23 protein-coding genes and 3 pseudogenes are annotated in these 25,012 nt (G+C 37.8%); 17 read left to right on the forward strand and 9 right to left on the reverse strand.

Features of this window, described 5'->3' with window-relative positions:
* Together D569_RS23715 and D569_RS23720 are read right to left on the reverse strand one after the other, a co-directional pair.
* Nucleotides 1-602 (reverse strand): annotated as a pseudogene (locus tag D569_RS23715) (hypothetical protein); the annotation flags it as partial.
* 87 nt (nucleotides 603-689) lie between these two features.
* Nucleotides 690-1,688: a BMQ_0737 family morphogenetic spore coat protein gene (locus D569_RS23720; protein WP_018933623.1), complete on the reverse strand. Its 999-nt coding sequence runs from the start codon at nucleotides 1,686-1,688 to the stop codon at nucleotides 690-692.
* Nucleotides 1,689-1,897: 209 nt separating this feature from the next.
* On the opposite strand from D569_RS23720, the pseudogene D569_RS23495 reads away from it, so the two are divergent.
* The 5 genes and pseudogenes from D569_RS23495 to D569_RS0116970 all read left to right on the forward strand — a co-directional run bounded on the left by D569_RS23495 (nucleotide 1,898) and on the right by D569_RS0116970 (nucleotide 6,049).
* A pseudogene (locus D569_RS23495) lies at nucleotides 1,898-2,399 on the forward strand (DJ-1/PfpI family protein).
* Nucleotides 2,400-2,738: 339 nt separating this feature from the next.
* Entirely contained in the window at nucleotides 2,739-3,386 is a 648-nt protein-coding gene (locus D569_RS0116955; RefSeq protein ID WP_018933624.1) for a class I SAM-dependent DNA methyltransferase, read from the forward strand.
* A 7-nt stretch (nucleotides 3,387-3,393) separates the two neighbouring features.
* Entirely contained in the window at nucleotides 3,394-3,861 is a 468-nt protein-coding gene (locus D569_RS0116960) for an S-ribosylhomocysteine lyase (RefSeq protein ID WP_018933625.1), read from the forward strand.
* Nucleotides 3,862-3,875: 14 nt separating this feature from the next.
* Nucleotides 3,876-4,790 carry a PLP-dependent cysteine synthase family protein gene (locus tag D569_RS0116965; RefSeq protein ID WP_018933626.1) on the forward strand — a complete coding sequence of 305 codons (915 nt, stop codon included), beginning with the start codon at nucleotides 3,876-3,878 and terminating at the stop codon, nucleotides 4,788-4,790.
* A gap of 125 nt (nucleotides 4,791-4,915) precedes the next feature.
* Nucleotides 4,916-6,049, forward strand: a complete 1,134-nt coding sequence (locus D569_RS0116970) for a bifunctional cystathionine gamma-lyase/homocysteine desulfhydrase (RefSeq protein WP_018933627.1) — start codon at nucleotides 4,916-4,918, stop codon at nucleotides 6,047-6,049.
* 298 nt (nucleotides 6,050-6,347) lie between these two features.
* Here the strand turns inward: D569_RS0116970 and D569_RS23725 are convergent, their stop codons facing one another.
* Nucleotides 6,348-6,986 (reverse strand): DUF1307 domain-containing protein, encoded by a 639-nt coding sequence (locus D569_RS23725; RefSeq protein WP_018933628.1) that lies wholly within the window; start codon nucleotides 6,984-6,986, stop codon nucleotides 6,348-6,350.
* A 192-nt stretch (nucleotides 6,987-7,178) separates the two neighbouring features.
* On the opposite strand from D569_RS23725, the gene D569_RS0116980 reads away from it, so the two are divergent.
* The 8 genes and pseudogenes from D569_RS0116980 (at nucleotide 7,179) to D569_RS0117015 (ending at nucleotide 14,379) form a co-directional block, all read left to right on the forward strand.
* The gene (locus D569_RS0116980) at nucleotides 7,179-8,552 is read left to right on the forward strand and encodes a dipeptidase (RefSeq protein ID WP_033405133.1); all 1,374 of its coding nucleotides are present in this window, start codon (nucleotides 7,179-7,181) and stop codon (nucleotides 8,550-8,552) included.
* 87 nt (nucleotides 8,553-8,639) lie between these two features.
* Nucleotides 8,640-9,011, forward strand: coding sequence for a rhodanese-like domain-containing protein (locus D569_RS0116985; RefSeq protein ID WP_018933630.1), 372 nt, complete (start codon nucleotides 8,640-8,642; stop codon nucleotides 9,009-9,011).
* Nucleotides 9,012-9,137: 126 nt separating this feature from the next.
* Nucleotides 9,138-9,830 carry a response regulator transcription factor gene (locus D569_RS0116990; protein WP_018933631.1) on the forward strand — a complete coding sequence of 231 codons (693 nt, stop codon included), beginning with the start codon at nucleotides 9,138-9,140 and terminating at the stop codon, nucleotides 9,828-9,830.
* A gap of 3 nt (nucleotides 9,831-9,833) precedes the next feature.
* Nucleotides 9,834-11,231, forward strand: coding sequence for a HAMP domain-containing sensor histidine kinase (locus D569_RS0116995; RefSeq protein ID WP_018933632.1), 1,398 nt, complete (start codon nucleotides 9,834-9,836; stop codon nucleotides 11,229-11,231).
* Between the two features lie 52 nt (nucleotides 11,232-11,283).
* A pseudogene (locus D569_RS24085) lies at nucleotides 11,284-11,361 on the forward strand (methyl-accepting chemotaxis protein); the annotation flags it as partial.
* 72 nt (nucleotides 11,362-11,433) lie between these two features.
* Nucleotides 11,434-12,849 carry a SpoVR family protein gene (locus D569_RS0117005; protein WP_018933633.1) on the forward strand — a complete coding sequence of 472 codons (1,416 nt, stop codon included), beginning with the start codon at nucleotides 11,434-11,436 and terminating at the stop codon, nucleotides 12,847-12,849.
* Between the two features lie 583 nt (nucleotides 12,850-13,432).
* Nucleotides 13,433-13,876: a GyrI-like domain-containing protein gene (locus D569_RS0117010; RefSeq protein ID WP_018933634.1), complete on the forward strand. Its 444-nt coding sequence runs from the start codon at nucleotides 13,433-13,435 to the stop codon at nucleotides 13,874-13,876.
* A gap of 68 nt (nucleotides 13,877-13,944) precedes the next feature.
* Nucleotides 13,945-14,379, forward strand: a complete 435-nt coding sequence (locus D569_RS0117015; protein ID WP_018933635.1) for a hypothetical protein — start codon at nucleotides 13,945-13,947, stop codon at nucleotides 14,377-14,379.
* A gap of 567 nt (nucleotides 14,380-14,946) precedes the next feature.
* Here the strand turns inward: D569_RS0117015 and D569_RS0117020 are convergent.
* From D569_RS0117020 to D569_RS0117045, 6 genes are all read right to left on the reverse strand, one after another.
* On the reverse strand, nucleotides 14,947-15,255 hold the full coding sequence (locus D569_RS0117020; RefSeq protein ID WP_018933636.1) for an ArsR/SmtB family transcription factor: 309 nt from the start codon (nucleotides 15,253-15,255) through the stop codon (nucleotides 14,947-14,949).
* An 18-nt stretch (nucleotides 15,256-15,273) separates the two neighbouring features.
* Complete coding sequence (locus D569_RS0117025; RefSeq protein ID WP_018933637.1) at nucleotides 15,274-16,191, reverse strand: cation diffusion facilitator family transporter; 918 nt, start codon at nucleotides 16,189-16,191, stop codon at nucleotides 15,274-15,276.
* A gap of 115 nt (nucleotides 16,192-16,306) precedes the next feature.
* Complete coding sequence (gene chrA, locus D569_RS0117030; protein ID WP_018933638.1) at nucleotides 16,307-17,491, reverse strand: chromate efflux transporter; 1,185 nt, start codon at nucleotides 17,489-17,491, stop codon at nucleotides 16,307-16,309.
* A gap of 115 nt (nucleotides 17,492-17,606) precedes the next feature.
* On the reverse strand, nucleotides 17,607-18,608 hold the full coding sequence (locus D569_RS0117035; RefSeq protein ID WP_018933639.1) for a TIGR00341 family protein: 1,002 nt from the start codon (nucleotides 18,606-18,608) through the stop codon (nucleotides 17,607-17,609).
* A 69-nt stretch (nucleotides 18,609-18,677) separates the two neighbouring features.
* Nucleotides 18,678-20,081: an ATP-binding protein gene (locus D569_RS0117040; protein ID WP_018933640.1), complete on the reverse strand. Its 1,404-nt coding sequence runs from the start codon at nucleotides 20,079-20,081 to the stop codon at nucleotides 18,678-18,680.
* Entirely contained in the window at nucleotides 20,071-20,766 is a 696-nt protein-coding gene (locus D569_RS0117045) for a response regulator transcription factor (RefSeq protein ID WP_018933641.1), read from the reverse strand. Before D569_RS0117045 ends, D569_RS0117040 begins: the two co-directional genes overlap by 11 nt.
* Before the next feature lie 278 nt (nucleotides 20,767-21,044).
* Here D569_RS0117045 and qoxA point away from each other — a divergent pair, with 278 nt between their 5' ends.
* Genes qoxA through qoxD form a run of 4 tightly spaced genes read left to right on the forward strand, consistent with a single transcriptional unit; the run spans nucleotide 21,045 to nucleotide 24,925 of the window.
* A complete protein-coding gene (gene qoxA / locus D569_RS0117050; RefSeq protein ID WP_018933642.1) occupies nucleotides 21,045-22,061 on the forward strand; it encodes a cytochrome aa3 quinol oxidase subunit II in 1,017 nt (338 codons plus the stop codon).
* 18 nt (nucleotides 22,062-22,079) lie between these two features.
* The gene (gene qoxB, locus D569_RS0117055; RefSeq protein ID WP_018933643.1) at nucleotides 22,080-24,026 is read left to right on the forward strand and encodes a cytochrome aa3 quinol oxidase subunit I; all 1,947 of its coding nucleotides are present in this window, start codon (nucleotides 22,080-22,082) and stop codon (nucleotides 24,024-24,026) included.
* The gene (gene qoxC, locus D569_RS0117060) at nucleotides 24,023-24,619 is read left to right on the forward strand and encodes a cytochrome aa3 quinol oxidase subunit III (RefSeq protein ID WP_018933644.1); all 597 of its coding nucleotides are present in this window, start codon (nucleotides 24,023-24,025) and stop codon (nucleotides 24,617-24,619) included. The genes qoxB and qoxC overlap by 4 nt, the downstream gene beginning before the upstream one ends.
* Nucleotides 24,620-24,925, forward strand: coding sequence for a cytochrome aa3 quinol oxidase subunit IV (gene qoxD / locus D569_RS0117065; RefSeq protein WP_018933645.1), 306 nt, complete (start codon nucleotides 24,620-24,622; stop codon nucleotides 24,923-24,925). It begins immediately after the preceding gene.
* Nucleotides 24,926-25,012 lie beyond the last annotated feature (87 nt).

Below are 25,012 nucleotides of genomic sequence, written 5' to 3' on the forward strand. Positions count from 1 at the left end.
TTGGGAATCAATGTATCACCACAACGTATACGCCCAGAAATTATATCACTACAATCAATCGAATCTGGTCCAAAAAGAAATAGTACACAAGGGTCTGATGGACATTGTACAATAGTTGGTAACGAATCGGTTATTTCTTGATTATCTACTACTACGCTTGCCGTAATTAAAATTTCGGTTGGATCGGTGTCTTCAGGAACCGTAATGATACTTTCAAAGTGGCCCGACGAATCACTAATAGTAGGATTAGGAGAAAAGGAAACAATATCAGGTGTAGCAGAAAAAGATATGTTTGCCCCGGTTAAAGGCTCTCCATCCAACAAAATAGTAACGCTTACTGTCCTTTCGCAGATAGTAACTGCTGGTACAAATAAATCTATTGTAGCAATTTGTTCACATGAAACCGTCAAATTGATTGTTTCTGTGAGAGTTTGATCGTCCACAGTTGCAGAGGCAGTTATCGCTACTTCTGTAGGAGGTGTACCTACTGGAACATTAATACTTGTTATATATTCTCCGTTCATGTCAGTGAAAGCAGGATTAGGAACAAATTCAATTATATCTGGATTAGCGGTGAAGCTTACTTCTACATTCGGTACCATGATACCACCACAGCTGACCATACCAGAAACGAACCCGTTGCAATCGATCGCCTCTGGTCCTGATAAAGTTAAATCACAGGTTTCAGGCTAGCATTGTACAGTAGTAGTTGCTGTACTGGAAATTTCTTGATCGTTAATAACTGTTGATGCTGTCACAGTAATATCGGTGCTTGCTGTTCCTTCAGGTACGGTTACTACAGTCTCAAATTGTCCGAATTCATCAGAAGTAGCTGGATTTGGAGTTATATCAACAATATCTGGAGCTGCAGTGAATATTACAGAAGCCCCTGCTACTGGTTCACCATCACATTCTACTGATCCAGTGATGGTATTCTCACATGTTACTGCTGGTACCAACAAATTAATGGTACATATATCGCAGACAAAAGCAATTTTATCTGCATTCTTGTATAATTTTATGGTTGATTGCTGTACAACCCAATCAACAACTCTCCTTGTATTTACGTATATCTCCTCTTGCTGAAGCGTTGTTTTATTTGCTGTATTTATTTCTTTTTCGTCAGTGAACGATGGAGGACTAGTCCCATCACCCTTTAAAACCTGCTTGGTTGTGTTAACAGGTGGGGAAGCGCATTGAGTTAGAGTAATCTCATTTCTTGGGGAGCAGAGATGTCCCACTAAATTAACTGTCGTGTTTGCTACCGACTGAACACTTTGACAAATGTCTAACGCAATTTGTACTGATTGGTAAGCATTATTTCGACATTGTACAGATGCTACACACCGAAAATCGGTAATGCTACAATCGATCTCCGTTCCTTCTGGTGCACAAAGTAACAATTGCTCTATTTGACAAAAGGGTATAGGCTCTGACATGCATGTATCGAGCTCATTTGTTACTTGGATAACGATATAGCCAGATTTGCGTAGGTAGACCTTTTGCAGTATTATTTGTTCTCTTGATGGTAAAGTAACAGGAACGTCTTCCCGCCCTTGTGGTTGTGGGATTTCTTCGCATAATAAAGATGAAGGTGCAAAAGGATCAATTTGTTTTCCCTCACTGTTAGTTAAAAAGCAAGAAATAACGCCCCCTCTATCTAACAATTCACATAACTCTGGATTCAAAATACCTCACCTACTTCAAAATTATAGATATAAAAGCAGTATATGTATAAATGATGGAAAAGTCTGGGGCTATATCATAAAACTAACATGTTCACTTAACGTAGCATAATGGCTACCGGATAATTAGTAAAAAAAGTCATGTATCACTTATGGTATATTTCACTACAAAGAGAATACTAATTCTATAATTTAAGAAGGAGCGTTTTATTATGGTAAAAATAACAACTGTGATCACAGATATGTTTGAAGATGTAGAGTATACTTCACCGGCAAAGGATTTTAAAGATGCTGTCCATGAGGTTGTCACTATTAAATATGAAGCAGGTAAAAACGGTGAAAGCTAAACAAGCTGATGCAACTGTTACAATTGTTCATGGAATTGATGATGTACAACGTAAGGATGATGATGCATTATTTATTCCGGGAGGTTTCTCACCGGATATGTTAAGAGCGGCTGACCACTTTGTAAAATTTGCTAAGCATTCCATGGATGAAAAGAAACTGTATTTTCCATTTGTCCATAGTTATTAGTTACAGCCAAAACATTGGAGGGGCGTGATACGACCGGTTTTAAGTCGATCCAGGTCTAGAATATGGGGTGCTAATGTCAACGATGAAGAGGTAGTCGTTTGCGGTAATCAACTAGTAACCAGCAGACAGCCAGATGATATTCCGACATTTACCAAAGAATCACTTCAATTACTACAATAAGGAATATTATCTGCCCGTAAGTTATCAGACTTACGGGGATACATATATAGTTAACGATTTTGGTTCTCCCACAAATTCAATTTTCTATAAAGTTCATAATAGTCTTAGTTTAGAGTGTACCTATCTCTCATTTTCACTCAGGATGCTTTTTCAAAATTCTTTTGCTTATGCATGCTTTACACCCCACTCGTGCATAGCTTCTAAAAAGGGCTGAAGACTCTTACTATTTATTTATACTTGTCGCATTTTTGCATATTAAGGGTATTTATGCTATATTAGTGTCAATTCCGATAAAACAGAGTAAAATAGTATGGATTAACATAGATGGAGGAGTTTACCATGGGGAGAGAGTTTTTAGAAGTGTTTGAAGAGTGGGCTTCTACGTATGATGAGGCAGTTACGGGTCATGACCCTCAGTATAGAGATGTATTCGAAGGATATGATACAATATTAAAGGAAGTTGCTCAGCTAGCAGAAGGAACGGTAATGGAATTCGGTGTTGGCACGGGTAATTTAACAGAAAAAGTGTTAGCGAAAGGATTACCAGTGATTGGTATTGAACCATCTGATCCGATGAGGGAATTAGCGAAAGAAAAATTACCTCAATTAGATTTATACGAAGGTGATTTTCTTGAGTTTCCATTACCAAATAAGCCGGTGAATACGATTATTAGTACGTATGCTTTCCACCATTTAACGAAAGCTGAGAAGAACAAGGCGGTTGCTAAATTTTATTCCTTGTTAGCTAATGGTGGGCGCGTTGTATTTGCTGATACGGTTTATGAAAATGAACAGGCAGAACAACAAATTAAACAAGAAGCACATGAGTTAGGCTATCACGATTTACTGGAGGATTTAAACAGAGAATACTATCCTCAATTAGAGGAAATTCGAGAGCTGTTTGAACAAAATGGATTTCATTTTGAAGCCAAAAAACGAAATAAATTTGTCTGGTTATTTGTAGCTGAAAAATTTGAAGAGGAGTGATGGAAAGATGACTAAAAAAATGAATGTTGAAAGTTTTAATTTAGATCACACGAAAGTAAAAGCACCATATGTACGCCTTGTAGGGGTTACTACAGGACAAAATGGGGATAAAGTGTACAAATATGATATTCGCTTTTGTCAGCCTAATAAGGACCATATGGATATGGCAGGATTGCATTCGATTGAACACTTGATGGCAGAAAACATTCGCAACCATATGGACAATGTGTTGGATATTAGTCCAATGGGCTGCCAAACTGGTTTTTACCTCGCTATTCTAAACAATGACAGCTATGAGGATGTAGTAGAAGCGTTAGAGAAAACACTGCAAGATGTATTAGAAGCAACAGAAGTACCAGCTTGTAATGAAGTCCAATGTGGTTGGGCAGCTAATCACAGCTTAGAAGGGGCAAAAGACATCGCTAAGAACATGTTAGCTGGAAAAGACGAATGGCACATCGTGTTTGCTGAATAAAAGAGGGATTAAGATTGGCACTTTATAAAAATATACAACAATTGATCGGCGGTACACCGTTAATGGAGATATCGAATTTCGAACTCCCAGACGGTGTACGACTTTTTGCGAAGTTAGAATTTTTTAATCCTGGCGGCAGTATTAAAGATCGCTTAGGAATTAATTTGATCGAAACAGCATTGGAATCTGGTGAGTTGCAACCAGGTGGAACGATTATCGAACCTACTGCTGGTAATACAGGCATTGGAATTGCTTTAGCTGCAGTTAATAAAGGATTTCGCGTTATTTTTGTTGTTCCTGAACACTTCAGTCAGGAAAAGCAAGTATTAATGCAAGCTTTAGGAGCAGAAATTATCCACACACCTAAAGATGAGGGGATGCGTGGAGCAATCGAGAAAACAAAACAGCTGCTTTCAGAAATCCCGAACAGTTATGCCGCGCAACAATTTGAAAATCCAGCAAATCCAGAAACTTATTACAAGACAATAGCACCAGAAATTGAAAAAGACTTAAATGGTGAAGTATCGATTTTTGTTGCAGGTGCAGGAACAGGTGGCACCTTTATGGGAGCTGCTCGATATTTTAAAGATCAAAATCCAGAAACAAAAACAGTAATTGTGGAACCTGAAGGATCGATTATTGCTGGAGGCGAAGCAGCATCACATCGAACGGAAGGAATCGGTATGGAATTTTTACCAGACTACATGGATCGTGCATTATTCGATGCAATCCATACCATTGATGATGCTGATGCGTTTGATATGGTAAAGCAACTGGCAGAAAAAGAAGGCTTGCTAGTAGGGAGCTCATCAGGAGCAGCAATGGTTGCCGCCTTACGAGAAGCGAAAAAAGCAAAACCTGGAAGCAATATTGTTACCATTTTTCCTGATAGTAGTGAGCGATATTTAAGTAAAGATATTTATCAATGATGATAGCCGTCCGAAGTTTTTCAAAGAAGAAGGATAACGAATGCTGACACCCGAATCCGCTTGGTAATCCATCCCATTGAGAGGGCGTATTACAATTATATGTTTGATTCGTAGGAGGAATAGTTATGAAACGTAAAACAAAAATGGTACATGGTGGTATCACAGGAGATGAAAGAACTGGTGCTGTATCTGTACCGATTTATCAAGTAAGTACGTATAGACAACCTGAAGCTGGAAAACACACTGGTTATGAATATTCCAGAACAGGTAATCCGACACGACATGCATTAGAAACAGTTACTGCAGAGCTAGAGAATGGTAATGCAGGCTTTGCTTTTGCATCAGGAATGGCAGCAATTACAACTGTGATGATGTTACTGAAAGCTGGTGATCATGTCGTATTAACAGACGATGTATATGGTGGAACCTATCGTTTAACAACTAAAGTGTTGAATCGTATTGAATTGGGACACACTTTTGTTGATACAAGTGATATCGCAGCGGTAGAAGCAGCGATTCAGCCCAATACTAAAATGCTATATATTGAAACACCAACTAACCCACTGTTGAAAGTAACCGACTTGAAAAAAATGAAAGAAATTGCTGATAAGTATAACCTGTTATTAGTGGTTGATAATACATTCGCGACACCTTATTTGCAAAATCCATTAGACTTCGGTGCAGATATTGTCTTACACAGTGCAACGAAATATATCGGTGGACACAGTGATGTGGTTTCAGGGCTTGTTGCTGTAAAGGACGAACAACTAGCAGAAGAAATTCACTTTGTTCAAAACTCTGTTGGTGCTGTTTTAGGTCCACAGGATTCATGGTTATTAATGCGCGGTATCAAAACATTAGGATTGCGAATGGAAGCAATCGAGAAAAACGCAAACAAAATTGCTGCTTATCTTGACCAACATCCAAATGTCGAGAAAGTATATTACCCTGGTTTAGCATCACATGCAGGGCATGACGTTGCTAAACAACAGGCAGAAGGATTCGGTGGTATGATCGCATTTGATGTTGGAAGTGGCGAAAAAGCGGATCAAGTATTGAGTAGAGCTGATTATTTCACCTTAGCGGAAAGTCTTGGTGCAGTAGAAAGTTTAATTTCGATTCCAGCACGCATGACACATGCTTCAATTCCAAAAGATCGTCGTGAACAATTAGGCATTACTGACGGATTAATTCGGCTATCCATCGGAATTGAGGATGTCGATGATTTAATAGAAGACTTAGCAAAAGGTTTAGACTAACAAAAATAAAAACACTTATCTCTTGTTTGAAGAGGTAAGTGTTTTTTCATAAATTGCTCCATAACGAGGAATCCCAAGTTAATCTTCGTTGATCGCGAACATTTGTTCCGCTATTGGTGATAAAAATACCGTTTTTAGAGTGCTCGCGGACATCTATTCCGCTATTCATCGAAAATAGTGCTAATAGAAGTCAAAATGAAGCAAATAAGGGATTCAATGTCCGCTAACATTGAAAAATAGGTGATTATTAGTCAAATAACGCACTAAATGTCCGCTCAATCACAGTATGTATCTAATGCTATTCTGTTATAATCTCATATCCTTGTTCTTGCAGCATTTGCACCGATCTTTGCAGGCTAATAAAATCGCTCGCTCCATCTTCCATCATTGCCCCTGTTAATTCCGCAAAGTCATCTGGATCAGTTGTTTCAAAGTCTACTTTTGTCGTCTCGACGATTTGATCGTCTTGGTAATCAATGCTATGTGATACCCCTTCTACGTCTTGATACTGAGCCACACCTTCTGCGAACATTGCTTCAGCTTCCTCTTTATCAGCTATTTCTAATAGATCATAAGGAATAATATTATCTGCCGTTTGTTCAATAACTCGGTCCCCTTCGGCTTTATAAGCAATTTTAGAGACCATACCTTCTTGGTCAAGTTGCAGCGTTACATTATTTTCACCATCGGGATCAATATCTAATTCAGAAGGAGCAGTATCGTTAGCAGTTTCTATGTTATCTTCGTTTAAGTCGTCGATTTCCGCCACTTCTTCGGCATCAGTTTCCTCCTCGACTACTTCCTCTTCAGTGTTTTCAGTTGTTTCAGTACTGTCACTCTCAGTATCCTCTTCGTTACTGCCAACATCATCAGAATTACAAGCAACTAGCGTAATGCTGATAAGTAATGTAAGACAAAACATTATCCATTTTTTCAATCAACCTCTTCCTTTCTTTTGAAATATAGTAAAATGTTAGGTGCATAAACACAATGATAAATTAATCATCCTTTTTTAGCAACAATTACCATATTAAAACGCTCTTTTTTTTGCGTTAAACTTTTTTAATGAATGATTCCCCAATTCCATGTTAAACTATGGAAAGGTAGAAGGGAAAGGAATGTGATCAAAATGAAAGAAGTAATGGAGTACCTTGAGAAATATAAGGAGCAACATTTAGAAGAGCTTCAACATTTTTTACATATACCAAGTGTCAGCACAGATTCAATTCATAAAGAAGATGTCAAAACAGCAGCAAAGTTTGTAGCCGACTATTTAACAAATGCAGGCTTTGAAACCGTCGAAGTGCAAGAAACAAAAGGTCATCCACTTGTATATGCTGAATGGATGAATGCTGGAGAGGACGCACCAACTGTTTTATTTTATGGTCATTATGATGTGCAGCCACCAGATCCACTTGATCAGTGGGAAAGTGAACCTTTTGAGCCAGAAGTTAGAGATGGAAGGATCTATGCTCGTGGTGCCAGTGATGACAAAGGGCAAGTGTTTATGCACCTTGTAGTCTTGAAAGCATTTCTAGAAACGAAAGGCTCTTTGCCAATCAATGTCAAAGTTTGTGTAGAGGGAGAAGAAGAGATTGGAAGTGCCAATCTTTATGATATTCTACATGAACAAAAAGAAAAATTTCAAGCTGATTTTGCGGTCATTTCTGATTCAGGAATGGTTGCTAAGGATCAACCAACCATTCTATATGGATTAAAAGGTTTCACCGGATTGGAATTCACCTTGAAAGGACCTGACAATGATCTGCATTCAGGTCTATACGGTGGTGCGGTAAAAAATCCCGCAATAGCAATGGCGCAGTTGTTAGCTACGATGAAAAATGAAGAAGAAGTCGTCCAAGTTGCTCATTTTTATGATCAGGTTGAACCTTTATCCGATGAGGAACGTACGTTAATTAAAGATGCCCCAAGTGAGGATTACGAAGAGTCTACTGGAGTGAAAGAAACTGTTTCGGAAAAAGGGTATACGGCAAAAGAGCACACGATGGCCAGACCGACTTTAGAAATCAATGGTTTATATAGTGGCTATCAGGGAGAAGGAACCAAAACGATTATTCCGTCAACTGCTACCGCTAAACTAACATGTCGTTTAGTACCGGGACAGGATCCGAAAGAAATTCAGGATTTATTAGTAAAGCATTTGGAGCAACATGTCCCAAAAGGTGTAGAGTTAACTATTAAACGGGAACCTTTATCGGCAAAAGCATATAAAGTGGATCCTGACCATCCGTTAATTACGAAAGCAGCGGAGAGCTTTAAAGAAACTTTTGAAAAAGAAGCAGTATATGTTAGAATGGGTGGCTCTATCCCAGTTGTAGAATGGATTGACTCGATTTATCAGATTCCTGTGGTATTGTTGGGATTTGGAACGCCGGATGACCGCTTGCATTCACCAAATGAAAGTTTTCCAGTTGTCCATTTCGATAAAGGAATGAAGACGATTGTCCATTATTGGGAGAAAGTTAAAAATCTTAAACTATAAAGTGAGACTATGATCAGTGATGGTCTTACAGTGATAAACTATGGTGTTTGTGAATCTTTCATCATAGGTAATGGAGGATAACTTAACATGTCAATCTTTTGGATTGTTTTATTACTGATCATCGTTATGGTGAGCCATCAATTCTATACACGTTATGTACCGATTAAAGGGATACCGTGTGTAGAAATAGATAAAAAGCGAAATCGGGAAAAATTAACGGTAGATATTCGTGATTATCAAGAGGCAGACAATGATAAAGTAGCAGAAGCGGTTGTAATTCCAATTCCATACCTAAGAAGACATTTTCACGAAATTCCTTCTAGGTCAGTTCATATTGTTGCTTCCAACCATGTCGAAAAGAATTTAGCAATTCGTTTTTTGAAACAAAAAGGGTTTGAAATAACAGGATATACTCTTACGAAATGTAGATGTAAGAAAAAGATAGGGAAACTAGCATGATTAGGAAAATAAACTTTACTTATGTTTGAAAATAAGTAAGGTTTATTTTTTTATCTAAAAGCCGTGTTCGATATATGATACAATAGTCTTGAATACATCGTTGGAGCAGGGGGAGGAGATATAATATTGAATCGGGCTAGTATATTAGTCGTGGATGATGACGCTGATATCCGACATTTGATTGGGATATATTTACAAGAAACGGGGATGCAGTATAAAGAAGCAAAGAGTGGAACAGAAGCTTTAATCTTACTAGAAAATGAATCATTCGATTTGATCATTCTTGATTTTATGATGGATGATGCAGATGGATTACATGTATTGAACTTTCTTCATTCACACCAAATAGAGACACCTATTATTGTATTAAGTGCTCTTACAGAAATTAAAGGAAAAATAGAAAACTTAGGATTAGTTGCAGATGATTACGTTGCTAAGCCATTTATTCCGAATAAGCTTATCGCTCGTGTTATCGCAATCCTTCGAGGATCACAAAATCCTTCAACCATTGTATCGTTGAACCGTATTCAATGTGGACCAATTATTTTAAATGAGCGTTCACGATCCGTAGAGAAACATAACGTAAAATATAGCTTATCTCAAACGGAATGTGATTTACTATCCATGTTTATGCGTCATCCTGGACAAACTTTTACGAAAGATGAAATGTATACTTTGATATGGAAGCATGACATTTTTGATACAAATAAGCTAGATACTCATATTCAATCTTTACGAAATAAATTAGAAGATGATCCAAAATCGCCACAACATATTAAAACAATTCGCGGGATTGGTTATCGTTTTGAAGGTGAATAGCTAATGAAACTGTCTTCCAAGCTATGGATATATTTTATTGTTAGTAGTATTACAGCAGTTATACTATTTATTAGTTTTAGTCTTCTTATAGGTAAGATTAGTCGAACAGGATACACCAATGAAACGTTAGAGACACTTGCAAATCAAGTAATTAGCGAAATCACACATGCCGACAGGATTACTCCATCTTCTCTTGTTAAAACAATGGACGAATATCATTCTGATCATCCTTCTGTCCAATTTGAGTGGTTTAGCACAGAGGGAAAGATCCTATACTCCTCCAGCGATCGAACACAGCCTTATAGTTTTTCTGCATACAGTGATCTATTCATTAATGAACCATTCAACCTATGGATTCCAGAACATGATGTTAATTTGATTTATCGAACACAAATAAATGATCTTTCCTATTATTTGCATTTACAAGTCCCGAGTGAAGCAATGAATGATAAAGCTGTTTATTTTTATGTCCGTGAATGGTCTGCTTTTTTCACTCTTATTGTCCCATTTCTTGCTTTCATCATAACGCCTTATTTTTTTACTTTTTTTTTCTTTTTTAAATTACGTAAGCGATTAAAAAAATTGAATGAGGGGTTATCTAAAACGACTCTTGACCAACAGATAGAAATTGATGATCAATCGATGGATGAAATTGGACAATTGAGTCAACATTTCAATGTAATGTCCAGACGGATTCATGAGCAAGTCACTAAGATTCAAGAGCAAGAAGAAAAGCGAAAAGCGTTAATTTCAAATCTATCTCATGATCTACGAACACCTTTGACGAATATACTTGGTTATGCTGATTCCATTCAAAACGGACTGTACAAAGATGAAAATGAGCTAAGGGCACATTCTAAGGTAATTGTTCGTCGCTCGCAATACATGGAGAAATTGATTAATACATTATTTGAAGTTTCTCAATCCGATTTGCATGGTATTCTACCACAGAAAGAATCTTGCAATGTACCAAGTATGTTACGAAAAATTTTGACTGAATATCTACCAGTTTTTGAAGCGAAACATATCCATATTGAAATTGAAGTTCCCGATGGTTCAAATAGCATTATGATAGATCCTCATTTAATTGAAAGAGTAATACGTAATTTGTTAGATAATGCGATTAAACATGGTGAGAGCGGCAATTATCTAAAAGTAAAATATATGGAGGACGTTAAACAAGTAAAGGTTGCTATCATAGATCATGGAAAAGGAATTCCTCCTGAACAAATCCCTTTTTTATTTGACCGTTTCTATCAAGGTAGCCAAAACAGAAACAAAGAAAGCTTTGGATTGGGATTATCTATTGCCAAGGAATTTACAAATGCACATAACGGTGATATTACCGTTCATAGCATTCCCAATAGAGAAACATGTTTTACCTTAATTTTGCCTAAATAAACTAATGAAAGGTTCTTCCATAAATTAGAAAATAAACCTTACTTAAGTATGAATGGTAACAGATATTGCTGAGCAAACGAATTTGCTTGCATTAAATGCAGCAATTGAGGCTAACCGTGCTGGAGAAGAATAGCGCACCAAATCTCATAATGGGTGTCCTATTTTCAAACACCTCTCATATATTATAGTGGAGGTGTTTTGTTTGAAAGCAGAAGAGAAAAAGAAATTAGAAAAGGCAATTCATGAAATCACTGAGATTGCAGAAGGATTTGGCTTAGATTTTTATCCGATGCGCTATGAAATTTGCCCACCTGAAATTTTATATACATTTGGTGCATATGGCATGCCAACTAGATTTTCGCATTGGAGCTTCGGCAAACAATTTCATCGGATGAAACTGCAATACGATCTCGGCTTAAGTAGAATATACGAATTGGTGATCAATTCGAACCCATGTTATGCTTTTTTATTGCATTCCAATAGTTTGATTCAAAATAAATTGATTGTTGCTCATGTATTAGCACATTGTGACTTTTTTAAAAATAATGTACGGTTTCAAAATACGAAGCGTGATATGGTTGAAAGCATGGCTGCGACCGCTGAACGTGTGGCAAAATACGAGAAACAACACGGGATTAAGGAAGTCGAAAAATTCCTTGATGCGGTACTCTCGATTCAGGAGCACATCGATCCTACCTTGTTAAAAGCACAATTAGATTGGCAAAAAAATGAGGAGGAAGAAGAAATACCAAAGCCTAGAAGAACAGAGTATGATGATTTATGGAATCTAGACCAGTCTTCTTCAAATTCGGGGCAGGCAACTAAAAAGAAAAAGGCTTTCCCGCCTCACCCGGAAAAAGATATTTTATTATTTATTGAAGAGCATAGTAGAGAATTAGAGGATTGGCAGCGTGATATTTTAACTATGATGCGGGAGGAAATGCTGTATTTCTGGCCGCAATTAGAGACGAAAATTATGAATGAGGGCTGGGCGACATACTGGCATCAACGAATTGTAAGAGAGTTAGATTTAACAAGTGATGAAACAGTGGAATTTGCCTCTCTCAATGCTGGTGTTGTTCAACCATCGACAACACAGATCAATCCTTATTATCTCGGCGTAAAAATGTTTGAAGATATCGAAGAACGGTACAACAATCCTTCTGAAGAAATGAAACAGTTTGGCGTAGAACCTGGTTCAGGAAGGGAAAAAATATTTGAAGTGCGCGAAATCGAATCAGATATTTCGTTTATGCGCAATTATTTAACAAAAGATCTGGTGGAGAAGGAAGACCTATACCTTTTTCAAAAACAAGGACCAGAATATAAAATAGTCGATAAAAATTGGGAAGAAGTACGCGATCAGTTGATTTCTACTAGGTTAAACGGAGGATTTCCTTATTTGACAGTCGTCGATGGTGATTATATGCGAAACGGAGAATTATATATTCGCCATCATTATGAAGGTGTAGAGCTTGATGTCCGTTACTTAGAGAAAACTTTACCATATATTTATCAATTATGGGGAAGAGACGTCCATCTTGAAACCGTAATGGAAGATAAAGAATGTTTATTTTCTTGTAATGGTACAAAGGTGATGAAAAAATTCATCTCATAAAAAGCAGGAATTAAAAGAGGTCATGTAGAATTATAGAATCAGTATTAATACTGGTTCTTTTTTTGTTTCTAAGAAAAGTATAAAATTAGTGCAATGACTGCGTTAAGCGAAGTAGTTATTTTGAAATGTTTGATGTATATTTGCAACCACTCCGACTAATTACTCCGCTTTCCGCGGGAGTCTACGTAATTAGTCTCCGCTATGAAGAGGTGCAACAATTCATGTCATAAGTAATAGGTTGCCTTTTATACAATGGATGAAGTGAATATCGCTATTCGTGAGTACATAAGTATTTGTGTTACTTCATGCTAGCGTTGTAGGACAGATATTAGCGAAGGCCGCCCACTTCCACTCCTGTGGGAATCGTTTGGCGTGAAGATCCACTTTTACGAGCGGTTTTTGCTCGAAAAAGTTAGCTGAAGGACAAACCCCACGGAAAGGGAAGTGGGCAGCCGAAGCGGTGGTTAAGCTATTCAAATATTTCATCATTACTACCAAAGTAATCGAAATCCAATTAGCCTTTAATAAAGGATCGGCGGGGTTTGCTGGTTTTTCTTATCATATAAGGAAGGGGTGAGGAAAAATGAATATTGTGGAAAAAGATGCAATGTCAGTAATAGGGATTATAGTCGCTCGAGATTGGCAAGGCTTGATCCGTGATATGCCAGTAAAGTGGGAAGAATTTAAAAGCAGATTAACGGAAATAAAGCAAAGAAAAACGGACATCATGATGGATATAAGTCTGGAGAAACTTGAACAGACCTATACTCAATTTATCTGTGTAGAAGTAGAACAAGATGCTGAGGTACCTGAAGGAATGGAGAAAATGGTGATTCCTTCAGCGAGTTATTTACATCACAAGCACGATGGCAGTTTAGTTGCGATTGCACAGACTTTTGGTGACATGTACCAATATGGTAAAGAACATGAATTGGCGTTAGAAGAGATGAAAATAGATATTGGTTATACCATTCAAGGTACAGAAACATCACATGATTTATATATTAAAATAAATGGAATCGCCTAATTTTAATATGGACAAATTACCTAACCTCGTGTCTAACATATAGTGTTAGTGATAGGAGGTTAAACATTATGGAACAATATTATCCATCTCATTCATATATGTATGACCAATATGGGAATGTGTATGCAGATTATGGTCAGTTTCCTCAACGAGGCTATCCTGGTACAGGACAAGGAGAAGGTCCTTCTGCTCCACCACCATTCGCCCCACCAAATATTGGACAGGGGCCACAAGGTATGCCACCAACAGGACCGCCACCGGCACAAATACCACAGCAAACACAACAACTAGGTGACGGACCACAATTGTATGCAGTTGATCCCGGTTCAATGAGAGGCTGTCTATATCGATATACGTATGTTTGGCTGAGTCGCTATAACTCATTCTGGTTTTATCCAACGTATATCGGCAGACGTTCAGTTGCTGGTTACCGCTGGACAGGATTTAACTGGATATACTTCGGAATTGATACAGAAAGAATTCAATCCTTTACATGTGTGTAAATAAAACACAATTAACACATGCTTTTCAAGCGCATGTGTTATTGCTTTTTTAAAAGGTAAGAAAGTATGTAATCCGCGTTATCAACGCATTTGTAAGCAGAGTAGCCATTTTGAATTAGCTTGTATAGGAAACCATCGCTGCGGCTGTCCACTTCCCTTTCCACGGGATTTTCGCCTAAGCTAACTTTGGTAAGCAAAGAGCACTTACCAAAGTGGATCTTAGTCGAAAATCATCCCGTAGGAGTGGAAGTGGACGGCCTCCGCTATGAAACTGTTCTACAACGTTTGTGACTGCTAACTTCTCGAGCCTTCTTAACCTGTGTCATAAAACTGGAATGTCAGCGAGTACATTCATTGTAGAGCATTAATTAGCGTAGGCGTCCACTTCGACTCCTGTGGGATCAGCGTGATCTGAAGATCCACTTTTGTAAAGCGATCTTCTTTACAAAAGTTAGCTGAAGACACGGCCCACGGAAAGCGAAGTGGGCAAGCCGCAGCGGTTGTTACGCCTATTATTCATGTCAAAATAATACTTTGGACAGGACCGGCGGGCTTTCCCGGTTTTTCTTAATGATGGGTCGCATGATCAATGGATTGCTGCAATATTTTCATCACATGTTCATCGTCCTGAGAATAATAAATGGTTTTGCCATCACGTCTATATTTTACTAGACGTAAATTTTTTAAAAAACGTAATTGATGGGAGACATTTGATTGATTTAGGTCTAGTTGTTGTGCAATGTTAGAGACCGACATTTCCTGATTAAATAACAAATGTAAGATACGGATTCTAGTCGGATCAGCCAGTGCTTTAAAAGTTTGTGATACTAAAAAAAGTGTTTCTTCATCTAATGATTGATAGTTTTCATCTGACATACATAATCCCTCCTGTAATCAATTGCAATTGTTTTCATCATGCTCCATTTCTGCATGCCGACCTTCTATTTGGATGGTTGTATGATGAATCGCAAAGTCATCATGTAATAATTGGGCAGCTTTTTTTAATAGCAGATCTCGGTCGATATTTTCCTCTACCACCATATGACAGCTTAACGCAGGAAAATCTGAAGTGATCGTCCAGACGTGTAAATCATGTACATTAATAACGCCGTCTAATTGGACCAATTTATTTTCAATTTCCTCATAAGATAGATAATTAGGGGTCCCTTCCATTAAAATATGAAAAGAATCACGAGTTACTCGATAGCCACTAAGTAAAATAAGAGCAGCAACAATTATACTTGCAATTGGATCTGCCAAATTCCAATTAAAAAACATAATCAAGAGTCCAGCAATAATCGCTCCAACAGAGCCTAATAAATCGCCGAATACATGTAACAATGCACTGCGCATATTTAAGTTATCCTTCGTATCACCACCACTTATTAATATAAAGGCAACACTAATATTAACGATTAGACCTATTATCGCAATCCAAAGCATCATCGGACTTACATTAGGCGGTTCGAGGAAGCGGTAATATGCTTCATAAAAAATGTAAATAGAAATCGCTAGAAGTGTGACACCATTAATAAATGCTGCCAAAATTTCAAATCGTTTATAGCCGTATGTTTTCTGAGCATTAGCAGCTTTTTCGCTTAATTTAAATGCAAATAAACTCAATCCTAAAGCGAAAGCATCGCTCAACATATGACCAGCGTCAGACAATAATGCTAGGCTATTGGTTAAAAAACCTCCGATAACTTCGACTATCATAAATGTCGAAATCAATATAAAACTGATCAGCAATGCTTTTTTGTTGTTGGTATGATGATGATCATGACTATGACCATGTCCGTGATGATGTCCCATACAATACCCTCCTCGATATAATACGTGAACACATATTCATATTATAAAATGTATAGAGAAAATGTGCAAGAAAATCTCGAGTGTCAAGAAAAAAGTGACCGGAATAATCCGATCACTAAAAAGGTAAATATGGTAATAGGATGCCACCAATTAAGCCAATTATAACGACTATCCAGGATGGTAACTTCCAAAATGCTAATAAACTAAAAAGGATGGCAGCTAAGATAAAATCTTTCGTTTCTAAAATAGTACTTGTCCAGATTGGCTGATAAAAGGCTGCAATTAACAGGCCAACAACGGCTGAATTGACACTAACTAAGGCACCACGTACTGAAGAGATATGGCGTAACGCATGCCAGAAAGGTAAAGTACCGATAATTAGTAAAAAGGCTGGCAGAAAGATAGCAGCTGTTGCAAGGAGTCCACCAGATATACCGCCGATGACCGTTCCAAGGTATGCGGCAAAGGTAAAGAGTGGGCCAGGTACTGCTTGTGCAGCCCCATAACCTGCTAAAAATTCTTGTTCGGATACCCAACCAGTTGGCACAAATTCTTGCTCTAGTAACGGTAAAACCACATGTCCGCCACCAAATACAAGAGCACCTGAGCGATAAAAGCTGTCAAACATCGCTAGCCATTGCCAATCGGTTATTTGGCTAGCTAGCGGAAGCGTTACTAATAAAATAAAAAATAACGAAATACTAATAATAGCTGTTTTCTTAGATAAGCTTAAATGTAAATGTGCAGGTTGTTCTTGGTTTTCTTGTTTTTGAAAAAAGCAAATACCAATTACCGCAGCGACCAAAATGATCACTACCTGTGTCAAAGTTGTTTGTAATAAGAGCATGATGGTAACTGCGCTTAAGGCTATCGCTTTTCGTGGTAAATCCGGTGTTAATTTAGCACCCATTCCCATAATGGCATGGGCAACAACAGCGACAGCAACTATTTTTAAACCGTGAATAAAGCTTGCATCATAAAAAGCAAACTGATGTAAAGCCAATGCAAATAAAATAAGTACGATGACAGATGGCAAGGTAAAGCCAATAAAGGCGAGAATACCGCCTAATACACCACCACGAATGATTCCGACTCCAATACCTACCTGACTGCTAGCAGGACCGGGCAGGAATTGGCATAATGCAACTAAATCTGCATAAGCTTTCTCATCGAGCCACTTCTTCTGGCGCACGTATTCTTCATGGAAATAGCCGAGGTGTGCAATAGGCCCACCAAATGAAGTAAAACCTAAGCGTGTTGCAATCCATAAAATGATGAGATAATCGCGAACTGTAGTCATATAAGCCCCCTTGAAATCGAAATTTCTCTGTAAAGTATAGCAGTACCGTGATATCTCAACAAGAAGTGATTTGTAAAGTTTTTGTTAAAGATTGAAGCGCTAAAAAAAGGGATTTTTAAAATTGAATAATAATGATCATCACAGCTAAGATAATAATAACACTGCTAACAAATATAAGCGCATAGGTTTTCGATGTATGGGCAACTTGAATTTCGCTCCAATTTACCGGTTCAATACCACTCGTCCAAAAAACAACGATAGCTGAGAAGAGAATCGCACTTATATTGACCATTAAGAGAATTAATGGAGTTAATGCCTGTTGAAACTCTAGAGCTCCCAGCATCATTCCCAATACGACAGCAGGTGGTAATAATGCAACTGATACCATTACCCCAACAAGTGCTTCTGATACTCTTTTTGCAAATGACATCGCACCTGCAGTACCCGCGGCGAGCGCTACGACAATATCCATTAATTCAATGTTTGTCCTGGCCAAAAATTCATCGCTATTAACCGGCAAAGTAAAGAGTAACCCGAAAATAACTGCTATCCCGACTGGAATCGCTAAACCATATAAACATGTTAGAATAGACCTTTTCATCAAATTATAATCGCCTAATGTTGCAGCAAAAGCTAGTGCGGTAAAAGGACCGATCAGTGGTGCGATTACCATCGCTCCAATAACAATAGCAGGGCTATCCTTAACAATCCCAGCTGTAGCAACGACAGAAGATAATAGTAGCATCCACAAATAATTGACACTGGAAGTACTGGATGATTGCACGACATTATATAGTTCATGGCGGCTGGCACGGGTAATTTCTTTTTGTTTTTCTTCAGGATCTTCTTCTTCTTCCTCCTCGTCAACCTCAACTCTTGGTACATATGTCGAAATATTATAGAGTAGTGCTCGTATATTTTCTTGACCACGGTCATTTACTTCAAGAAAATCTAAAATCTCTTCTGCATATTTTTTTTCGATTAATATTTTGACTAACTGTTCTTCTTCTGATATTTGCGTATACCATTTTTCGATGACATGGTATTCTTCAACTTCATCTAGAAATCGTTCAAATCGATGGGCAGGGATATAGACTTCGATCAACTGAAGTTCCATGATGCTCGTCCTTTCCATTATAAGTGTGTAAACCAAGCTTCATTCTATCTTCCACTTGAAGTATAGTAATTAATCATTTAATTGTTCTTCCTTAGGAAAGCGCAAGGTAATCGTTGTTCCTTTATTTAATTCACTATCAACATGAATGTCTCCATCATGCATTTCAACAAGATTTTTTACGATAGCTAATCCCAATCCGGTTCCACCATTTGCTCGGGAACGGGATTTATCTACACGGTAAAAGCGCTCAAACAGGTAAGGAATGTCCTCTTTTTTAATTCCAATACCTGTATCTTTCACCTGCATGATGACGTCATTCCGTTCCTCTTTTATTGCTAATGTAATACTGCCTTTTTCTGTGTAGCGAACGGCATTTTCAACTAAATTGGTTAACACTTGATCAAGTCTGCTTTTATCTGCGAATAAAAAAGTGGTACTGTCGGGTATGTCAAGATGTAATGATAATCCCTTCTCAGAAGCCCTGAACTGAGATCGTCTTATCATTTCCTCTGCTAATTTATTAATATTGATATCTTCCTTATTTAAATCAATTTTTCCTTCTTCAATTTTGGATAAGTCTGTGAGGTCGTCCATTAAATTACTAATATGATCTGTTTCATTCTCGATAATTTCAAGAAATTCATCCCGTTCCTCTTTACTTTGGTACATCTCGTGACGAACGGCGTTGGCATATCCTTTTACATAGGTTAACGGTGTCTTCAGTTCATGTGTAATATTCGAGAAAAATTCATTACGATTAGTCTGATAACGTTCCAATGTTTCGGATAAATGGTTGATGGCATGTGCCAAAGAGCCAATTTCGTCATTCGCCTTATAATCAACACGTAGAGAAAAATTCTTTTTTTCTGCTATTTGTTTGGCGACTTTCTCCATCGCGATTAATGGTGCACCTAATTTTTTCGAAATAAAGAAGGTGAACCCGATTGCTAAGGCAACTGCTCCGAGACTTGCCAAAATCACAAAAAAGATAATATTATGAATCGAATTACTAATAAGTCCGAATGATGAGAATAAAACGACACTCCCCTGGATATTATCCTGATTCGTGATCGGTTGGGCTACTTTTAAATAAGTCGTACTGTTAAACGTGTAATCTTCTACAATAGTTTCTCCGGCTTCTAGCTGTTTTATTTGCGGATTTGCGAGTACTTCATCGGTTATATCATCGTGCCAGTTTGTTTGCAAAACCGTTTCTCCATTTTGATCGAGAATCACCGCACTTGTATCGGTCATATCAGCGAGGTGTTCCAATAATTGAAGATTTTCTGGATCATCGATACTGTTTACTTGCGTGGCATATTTTTCTGACAGCTGCGCAAGTTGTTGCTCCGTTTCATTCATCGAGTAATTTAAAATAAGCTGTAAAATAATATACCCAAGTGGAATTAATATAATAAGTTGTAAAAATAAGATGGTCGCTCCAAGCTTAAAAACAACACTATTAAGTTTCATTGTGATCCTCCCAGTCAAATTTGTAACCAACACCCCAAACCGTTACTATCGGCTGATTGGTGATGCCGGCTTTCTTTAATTTATCTCTTACATAGCGTACATGTGAATCGACTGTTCGAATATCGACAATCTCATCTAAGCCCCAGATCAAATCTAATAGTTGTTCCCGGGTGTATACCCGATTGGGATGAGAGGCCAATAAATAAAGTAAATCAAACTCTTTAGGACTGTATTTAACTTCCTTTCCATTAACTGTAACAGTATGGGAAACGGGATCAATCTTTAATTCTTTAAACTGAATGATTGTTGCCTGCTTTCCTTCTTTTTGAAAATGTCGGAGTTGTACATGAATCCTCGCTATCAATTCCTCCGGTTCGAAAGGTTTCACTACATAATCGTCTGCTCCAATTGTTAATCCTTCTACTTTTTGAGAGGTTTCATTTAATGCGGTAAGTAAGATGATCGGCACATCTGGCTTATGTTTTTTCATCTGCTTACACGCTTCTATACCATCTAATTCAGGCATCATAATATCCAACAAGACAAGATCAATCTCATTTTGTTTTAACGCAGCGATTGCTTCATTGCCATTTTCCGCTTCTATCAGTTTAAAATCTTTTCTTAAATATAAGGTTAACATCATTCTCATTTGTTGTTCGTCGTCGACAATTAATATCGTCTTCATAGTTATCCCTCTTAACTTCAATTTTGTCTCTACTCAAATAGTATAGAAAAATTCGCTATTAGTAAAATGGATGATGTTACAACCTCGAGTTAAGTGTGATAACAGACGGAAGAGGTAAATCTCCACTTACTTTATTTTGAACAAATTATGACATTTGTAGCTTTATCATACTTTCATCACATTTAGCTGTCACAATGTAAAACAGATGTAATCTTACTTATCAAACTAAAGGGTATGTAAAGTAATAGAAATGTTTTTTAGACGAAAGGAGAAACACCATGAATGCAATGAAGAAGCTCACATATGCTCTCACTTTATTGTTAATTCCTGTTTTACTTGCAGGCTGTGAATCAAAACTGCTCGTATTTGATCCTAAAGGGCCGATTGCAAGAAGTTTAACGGATTTAATTGTGTATTCGATTATCTTTATGTTAGTCATTGTAGTCGTTGTTTTCGTGTTATTCGGCTATATTGTTTGGAAATACCGAGCTCGCAAGGACGATGGTGATTTCGAACCAGAAGAAGAGAAAGGAAACCATCTTCTTGAGATAACCTGGTTTACGATCCCAGTACTAATTGTTATTGCTTTGATGATTCCAACAACGAAGACCATTTACGAGGTCGAGGATGTTCCACAGGGATATGAAGAGGAAGAACCGCTTGTTATCCATGTAACATCAGCTGATTGGAAATGGATATTCAGCTATCCAGATCAGGATATTGAGACAGTTAATTACATTAATATCCCAGAAGATCATCCTGTTCAATTTAAAATGACTTCAGCCGGTACTATGCAATCGTTCTGGGTTCCAGAGCTTGCAGGTCAAAAGTACACGATGGCTAATATGCAAACAAACCTATATATGGTAGCAGATCAGCCAGGGTCTTATTACGGTAGAAATACTAACTTTAATGGTAAAGGTTATGCTCATATGGAATTTGAAGTTCAAGCACAAACTCGAGAGGACTTTAACAAATGGGTGAATGATGTAAAAAATACAGCAAATGAATTAACAGAAGACACCTATAGTCAAATATTAGAGCCTGGTCTATTAGGACGAATGACTTTCAATGGTACCCATTTAGATTGGATTGATCACGCACATGGTGGTTCTGAACAATATATTGATCCGGAAAAATATCAGATTACACATGGGGAACATGATGATATTTATCAGGAAATAGACGAGAATCGAGAAGTCGATAACGCGGAGCAAGATACAGAAGATCATGAACACAATCACGAAGAATTGGAACACAGTGAGTCTGAAACTACAGATCACTCACATCATTAATAAGAGGTGGTGAACAACATGTCATTAGATGAATTTTTTGTAACAGGTGATCCTTTAATTTTTGCATCACAAATTGCAATTGGTCTGACAATGGTTGGTCTGATTGCTTTAATTACGTATTTAAAAAGATGGAAATGGTTGTGGAGTGAATGGTTTACAACTGTTGATCATAAAAAAATCGGGATTATGTATATTTTATCTGGAGTGCTCATGTTCTTCAGAGGTGGCGTGGATGGACTTTTAATGAAGGCACAAACATCTAGGCCAGAGTTGGGTCTCTTAGATGCACAGCATTATGATGAAATATTTACAACACATGGTGTCATCATGATTCTATTCATGGCGATGCCGATGTTGATTGGTATAATGAACGTCGTTGTTCCGTTACAAATTGGAGCACGCGATGTGGCATTTCCGAAACTGAATGCCTTCAGTTTTTGGATATTCTTTGCAGGGGCGATGTTATTTAACCTTTCCTTTGTTATTGGTGGTTCACCTGACGCTGGATGGACTTCTTACTTTCCATTAGCAGGTAAAGAATTCACGCCTGGTGTCGGGAATAACTATTATGCCCTTTCCCTGCAAATAGCCGGAATTGGTACGTTAGCAACAGGTATTAACTTTGTCGTGACCATTATTAAAATGCGCGCACCAGGGTTGTCTTGGATGAAGCTACCAATATTTACGTGGTCAACATTTATCACATCGATCATTATCGTGGCAGCATTCCCAATCCTAACAATCGCATTGCTTTACATGACCTTAGATCGTTTATTCGGCACACACTTTTTCACCGTAGCAGCTGGTGGCGATCCAATGTTATGGCTCAATCTGTTCTGGTTATGGGGACATCCAGAGGTATATATTGTCGTATTACCGGCATTTGGTATGTTCTCAGAAGTGATTGCAACCTTTGCACGGAAAAATTTATACGGATATAAATCAATGGTTTATGCTGTAGCCGGTATTGCGTTTTTAAGTATGTTAGTTTGGGTACACCACTTCTATACAATGGGGAACAGTGCAGCGGTGAACTCAATTTTCTCACTAACGACAATGATGATTGCAATTCCAACCGGTGTGAAAATCTTTAACTGGTTATTTACGTTACGAAAGGGTCGGATTGAGTTCTCGACAGCGATGTTATGGTCATTAGCATTTATTCCATGTTTCACTATTGGTGGAGTAACTGGTGTTATGCTTGCCATGGCAGCTGCAGATTATCAATACCATAATACGATGTTCTTAGTGGCACACTTCCACTATGTATTGATTCCAGGAGTAGTATTCGCGGTATTTGCGGCACTATACTACTGGTGGCCAAAAATGTTCGGCTTCAAGCTTAACGAAAAAATCGGTAAATGGCATTTCTGGTTATTTGTAATTGGCTTCAATATGACATTTATGCCAATGTTCTTTGTCGGACTAGACGGTATGTCCCGTCGTATGTACACTTATGCAGAAAGTACTGGATGGGGTGCATGGCTAGGTTTCTCAGCGGTTGGTTCACTTGTGATGGCAGCAGGATTTGCAGCATTATGCTACAACATCTACTGGAGTTTCCGCTATGCTTCCAGAGATGTAGGAAACGATCCATGGAATGCTCGTACACTAGAGTGGGCAACAGCTTCGCCAGCACCACATTATAATTTTGCGGTTGTCCCAGAAGTAGAAACCTTAGATGACTTCTGGTATAAGAAGAAAAAAGGTAAAACTGGTTTGAAAAAGGCAGACTTAAAACCTGTTCATATGCCAAGTAATTCATGGACACCGATTGTGTTAGCAGCAGCATTTGGTCTGGTCGGATTTTTCTTAGTGTTTGAATGGTTCCCACTAGCAATTATTTCAGCGATCGGTATTGTTGTAGGATTAGTGGCCAATACCTTTGATTATGATGATGGTTATCATATACCTGTTGAAGAATTAGAAGAGGAAGAAAGAGAGTGGAGAGGTGATTTACAATGACATCCCATACAACACCGTTAGAATATCAATCAGAACAAACTCAAATGAATATTTTAGGTTTTTGGGTCTTCCTTGGTGCTGAAATTGTTCTTTTCTCCACATTGTTTGCTTCTTACTTCGTATTGGAGCATAACACAGCTGGCGGACCGGCGGGTCAAGACATCTTTATACTAAAAGATGTCTTGATTGAAACCTTTATTTTGTTAACAAGTAGTTTCACAAGTGGATTAGCGATTCATTCGATGCGTAATCATGATAAAAAAGGATTACTCATTTGGATGATCGTGACTTTACTACTTGGAGCAGGATTCTTATATATGGAAATTAATGAGTTTATTCATTATGTTCATGAAGGTGCAACAATTCAAACAAGTGGTTTTACTGCTGCGTTTTTCACATTATTAGGTACACATGGAGCACACGTAACCTTCGGGATTATTTGGATTAGTTTATTACTAGTACAGCTTGTTCGCCGTGGTATTACGGTAAAAACATCCAGTAAGTTATTTATTGCAAGTTTATACTGGCACTTTTTAGATGTTGTGTGGATCTTTATTTTCACATTTGTCTACTTGAAAGGAATGGTGATGTAAATGAGTGCAAAAAATCATGGGTTTCCATGGAATCTGTTAGTTGGTTTCATTCTGTCGATTGCACTAACATTACTAGCCGTTTTTGTAGCATTTTACACCGATTTCTCCAGCCATGTGATTTTGTGGGTTATCGGAGTAATGGCGCTATTTCAGGCGATCATTCAACTCTTTATGTTTATGCACGTGACAGAAGGGAAAGAAGGGATCATTAATGTTGTCAATATGGTAAACAGTATCATCTTGGCATTAATTATTGTTTTTGGTTCTATTTGGGTATTAACATCCGGACACGCATCCTTACATTAAGCAATAATCAGGGCTGCCTAAACCACTACGGTTCAGTGCAGCCCTTTTTTAGTAAGAGTTGATAGTAAATCGCAAAAGTTGATAGAG

The sequence above is a fragment of the Gracilibacillus lacisalsi DSM 19029 genome (genome assembly GCF_000377765.1).
GTDB lineage: Bacteria > Bacillota > Bacilli > Bacillales > Amphibacillaceae > Gracilibacillus > Gracilibacillus lacisalsi.

Coding starts and splice junctions, on each gene's coding strand:
- D569_RS0116955 (WP_018933624.1), top strand. CDS start 2,739: ATGGGGAGAGAGTTTTTAGAAGTGTTTGAAGAGTGGGCTTCTACGTAT.
- D569_RS0116960 (WP_018933625.1), top strand. CDS start 3,394: ATGACTAAAAAAATGAATGTTGAAAGTTTTAATTTAGATCACACGAAA.
- D569_RS0116970 (WP_018933627.1), top strand. CDS start 4,916: ATGAAACGTAAAACAAAAATGGTACATGGTGGTATCACAGGAGATGAA.
- D569_RS0116980 (WP_033405133.1), top strand. CDS start 7,179: ATGAAAGAAGTAATGGAGTACCTTGAGAAATATAAGGAGCAACATTTA.
- D569_RS0116985 (WP_018933630.1), top strand. CDS start 8,640: ATGTCAATCTTTTGGATTGTTTTATTACTGATCATCGTTATGGTGAGC.
- D569_RS0116995 (WP_018933632.1), top strand. CDS start 9,834: ATGAAACTGTCTTCCAAGCTATGGATATATTTTATTGTTAGTAGTATT.
- D569_RS0117010 (WP_018933634.1), top strand. CDS start 13,433: ATGAATATTGTGGAAAAAGATGCAATGTCAGTAATAGGGATTATAGTC.
- D569_RS0117015 (WP_018933635.1), top strand. CDS start 13,945: ATGGAACAATATTATCCATCTCATTCATATATGTATGACCAATATGGG.
- D569_RS0117020 (WP_018933636.1), bottom strand. CDS start 15,255: ATGTCAGATGAAAACTATCAATCATTAGATGAAGAAACACTTTTTTTA.
- D569_RS0117025 (WP_018933637.1), bottom strand. CDS start 16,191: ATGGGACATCATCACGGACATGGTCATAGTCATGATCATCATCATACC.
- chrA (WP_018933638.1), bottom strand. CDS start 17,491: ATGACTACAGTTCGCGATTATCTCATCATTTTATGGATTGCAACACGC.
- D569_RS0117035 (WP_018933639.1), bottom strand. CDS start 18,608: ATGGAACTTCAGTTGATCGAAGTCTATATCCCTGCCCATCGATTTGAA.
- D569_RS0117040 (WP_018933640.1), bottom strand. CDS start 20,081: ATGAAACTTAATAGTGTTGTTTTTAAGCTTGGAGCGACCATCTTATTT.
- D569_RS0117045 (WP_018933641.1), bottom strand. CDS start 20,766: ATGAAGACGATATTAATTGTCGACGACGAACAACAAATGAGAATGATG.
- qoxA (WP_018933642.1), top strand. CDS start 21,045: ATGAATGCAATGAAGAAGCTCACATATGCTCTCACTTTATTGTTAATT.
- qoxB (WP_018933643.1), top strand. CDS start 22,080: ATGTCATTAGATGAATTTTTTGTAACAGGTGATCCTTTAATTTTTGCA.
- qoxC (WP_018933644.1), top strand. CDS start 24,023: ATGACATCCCATACAACACCGTTAGAATATCAATCAGAACAAACTCAA.
- qoxD (WP_018933645.1), top strand. CDS start 24,620: ATGAGTGCAAAAAATCATGGGTTTCCATGGAATCTGTTAGTTGGTTTC.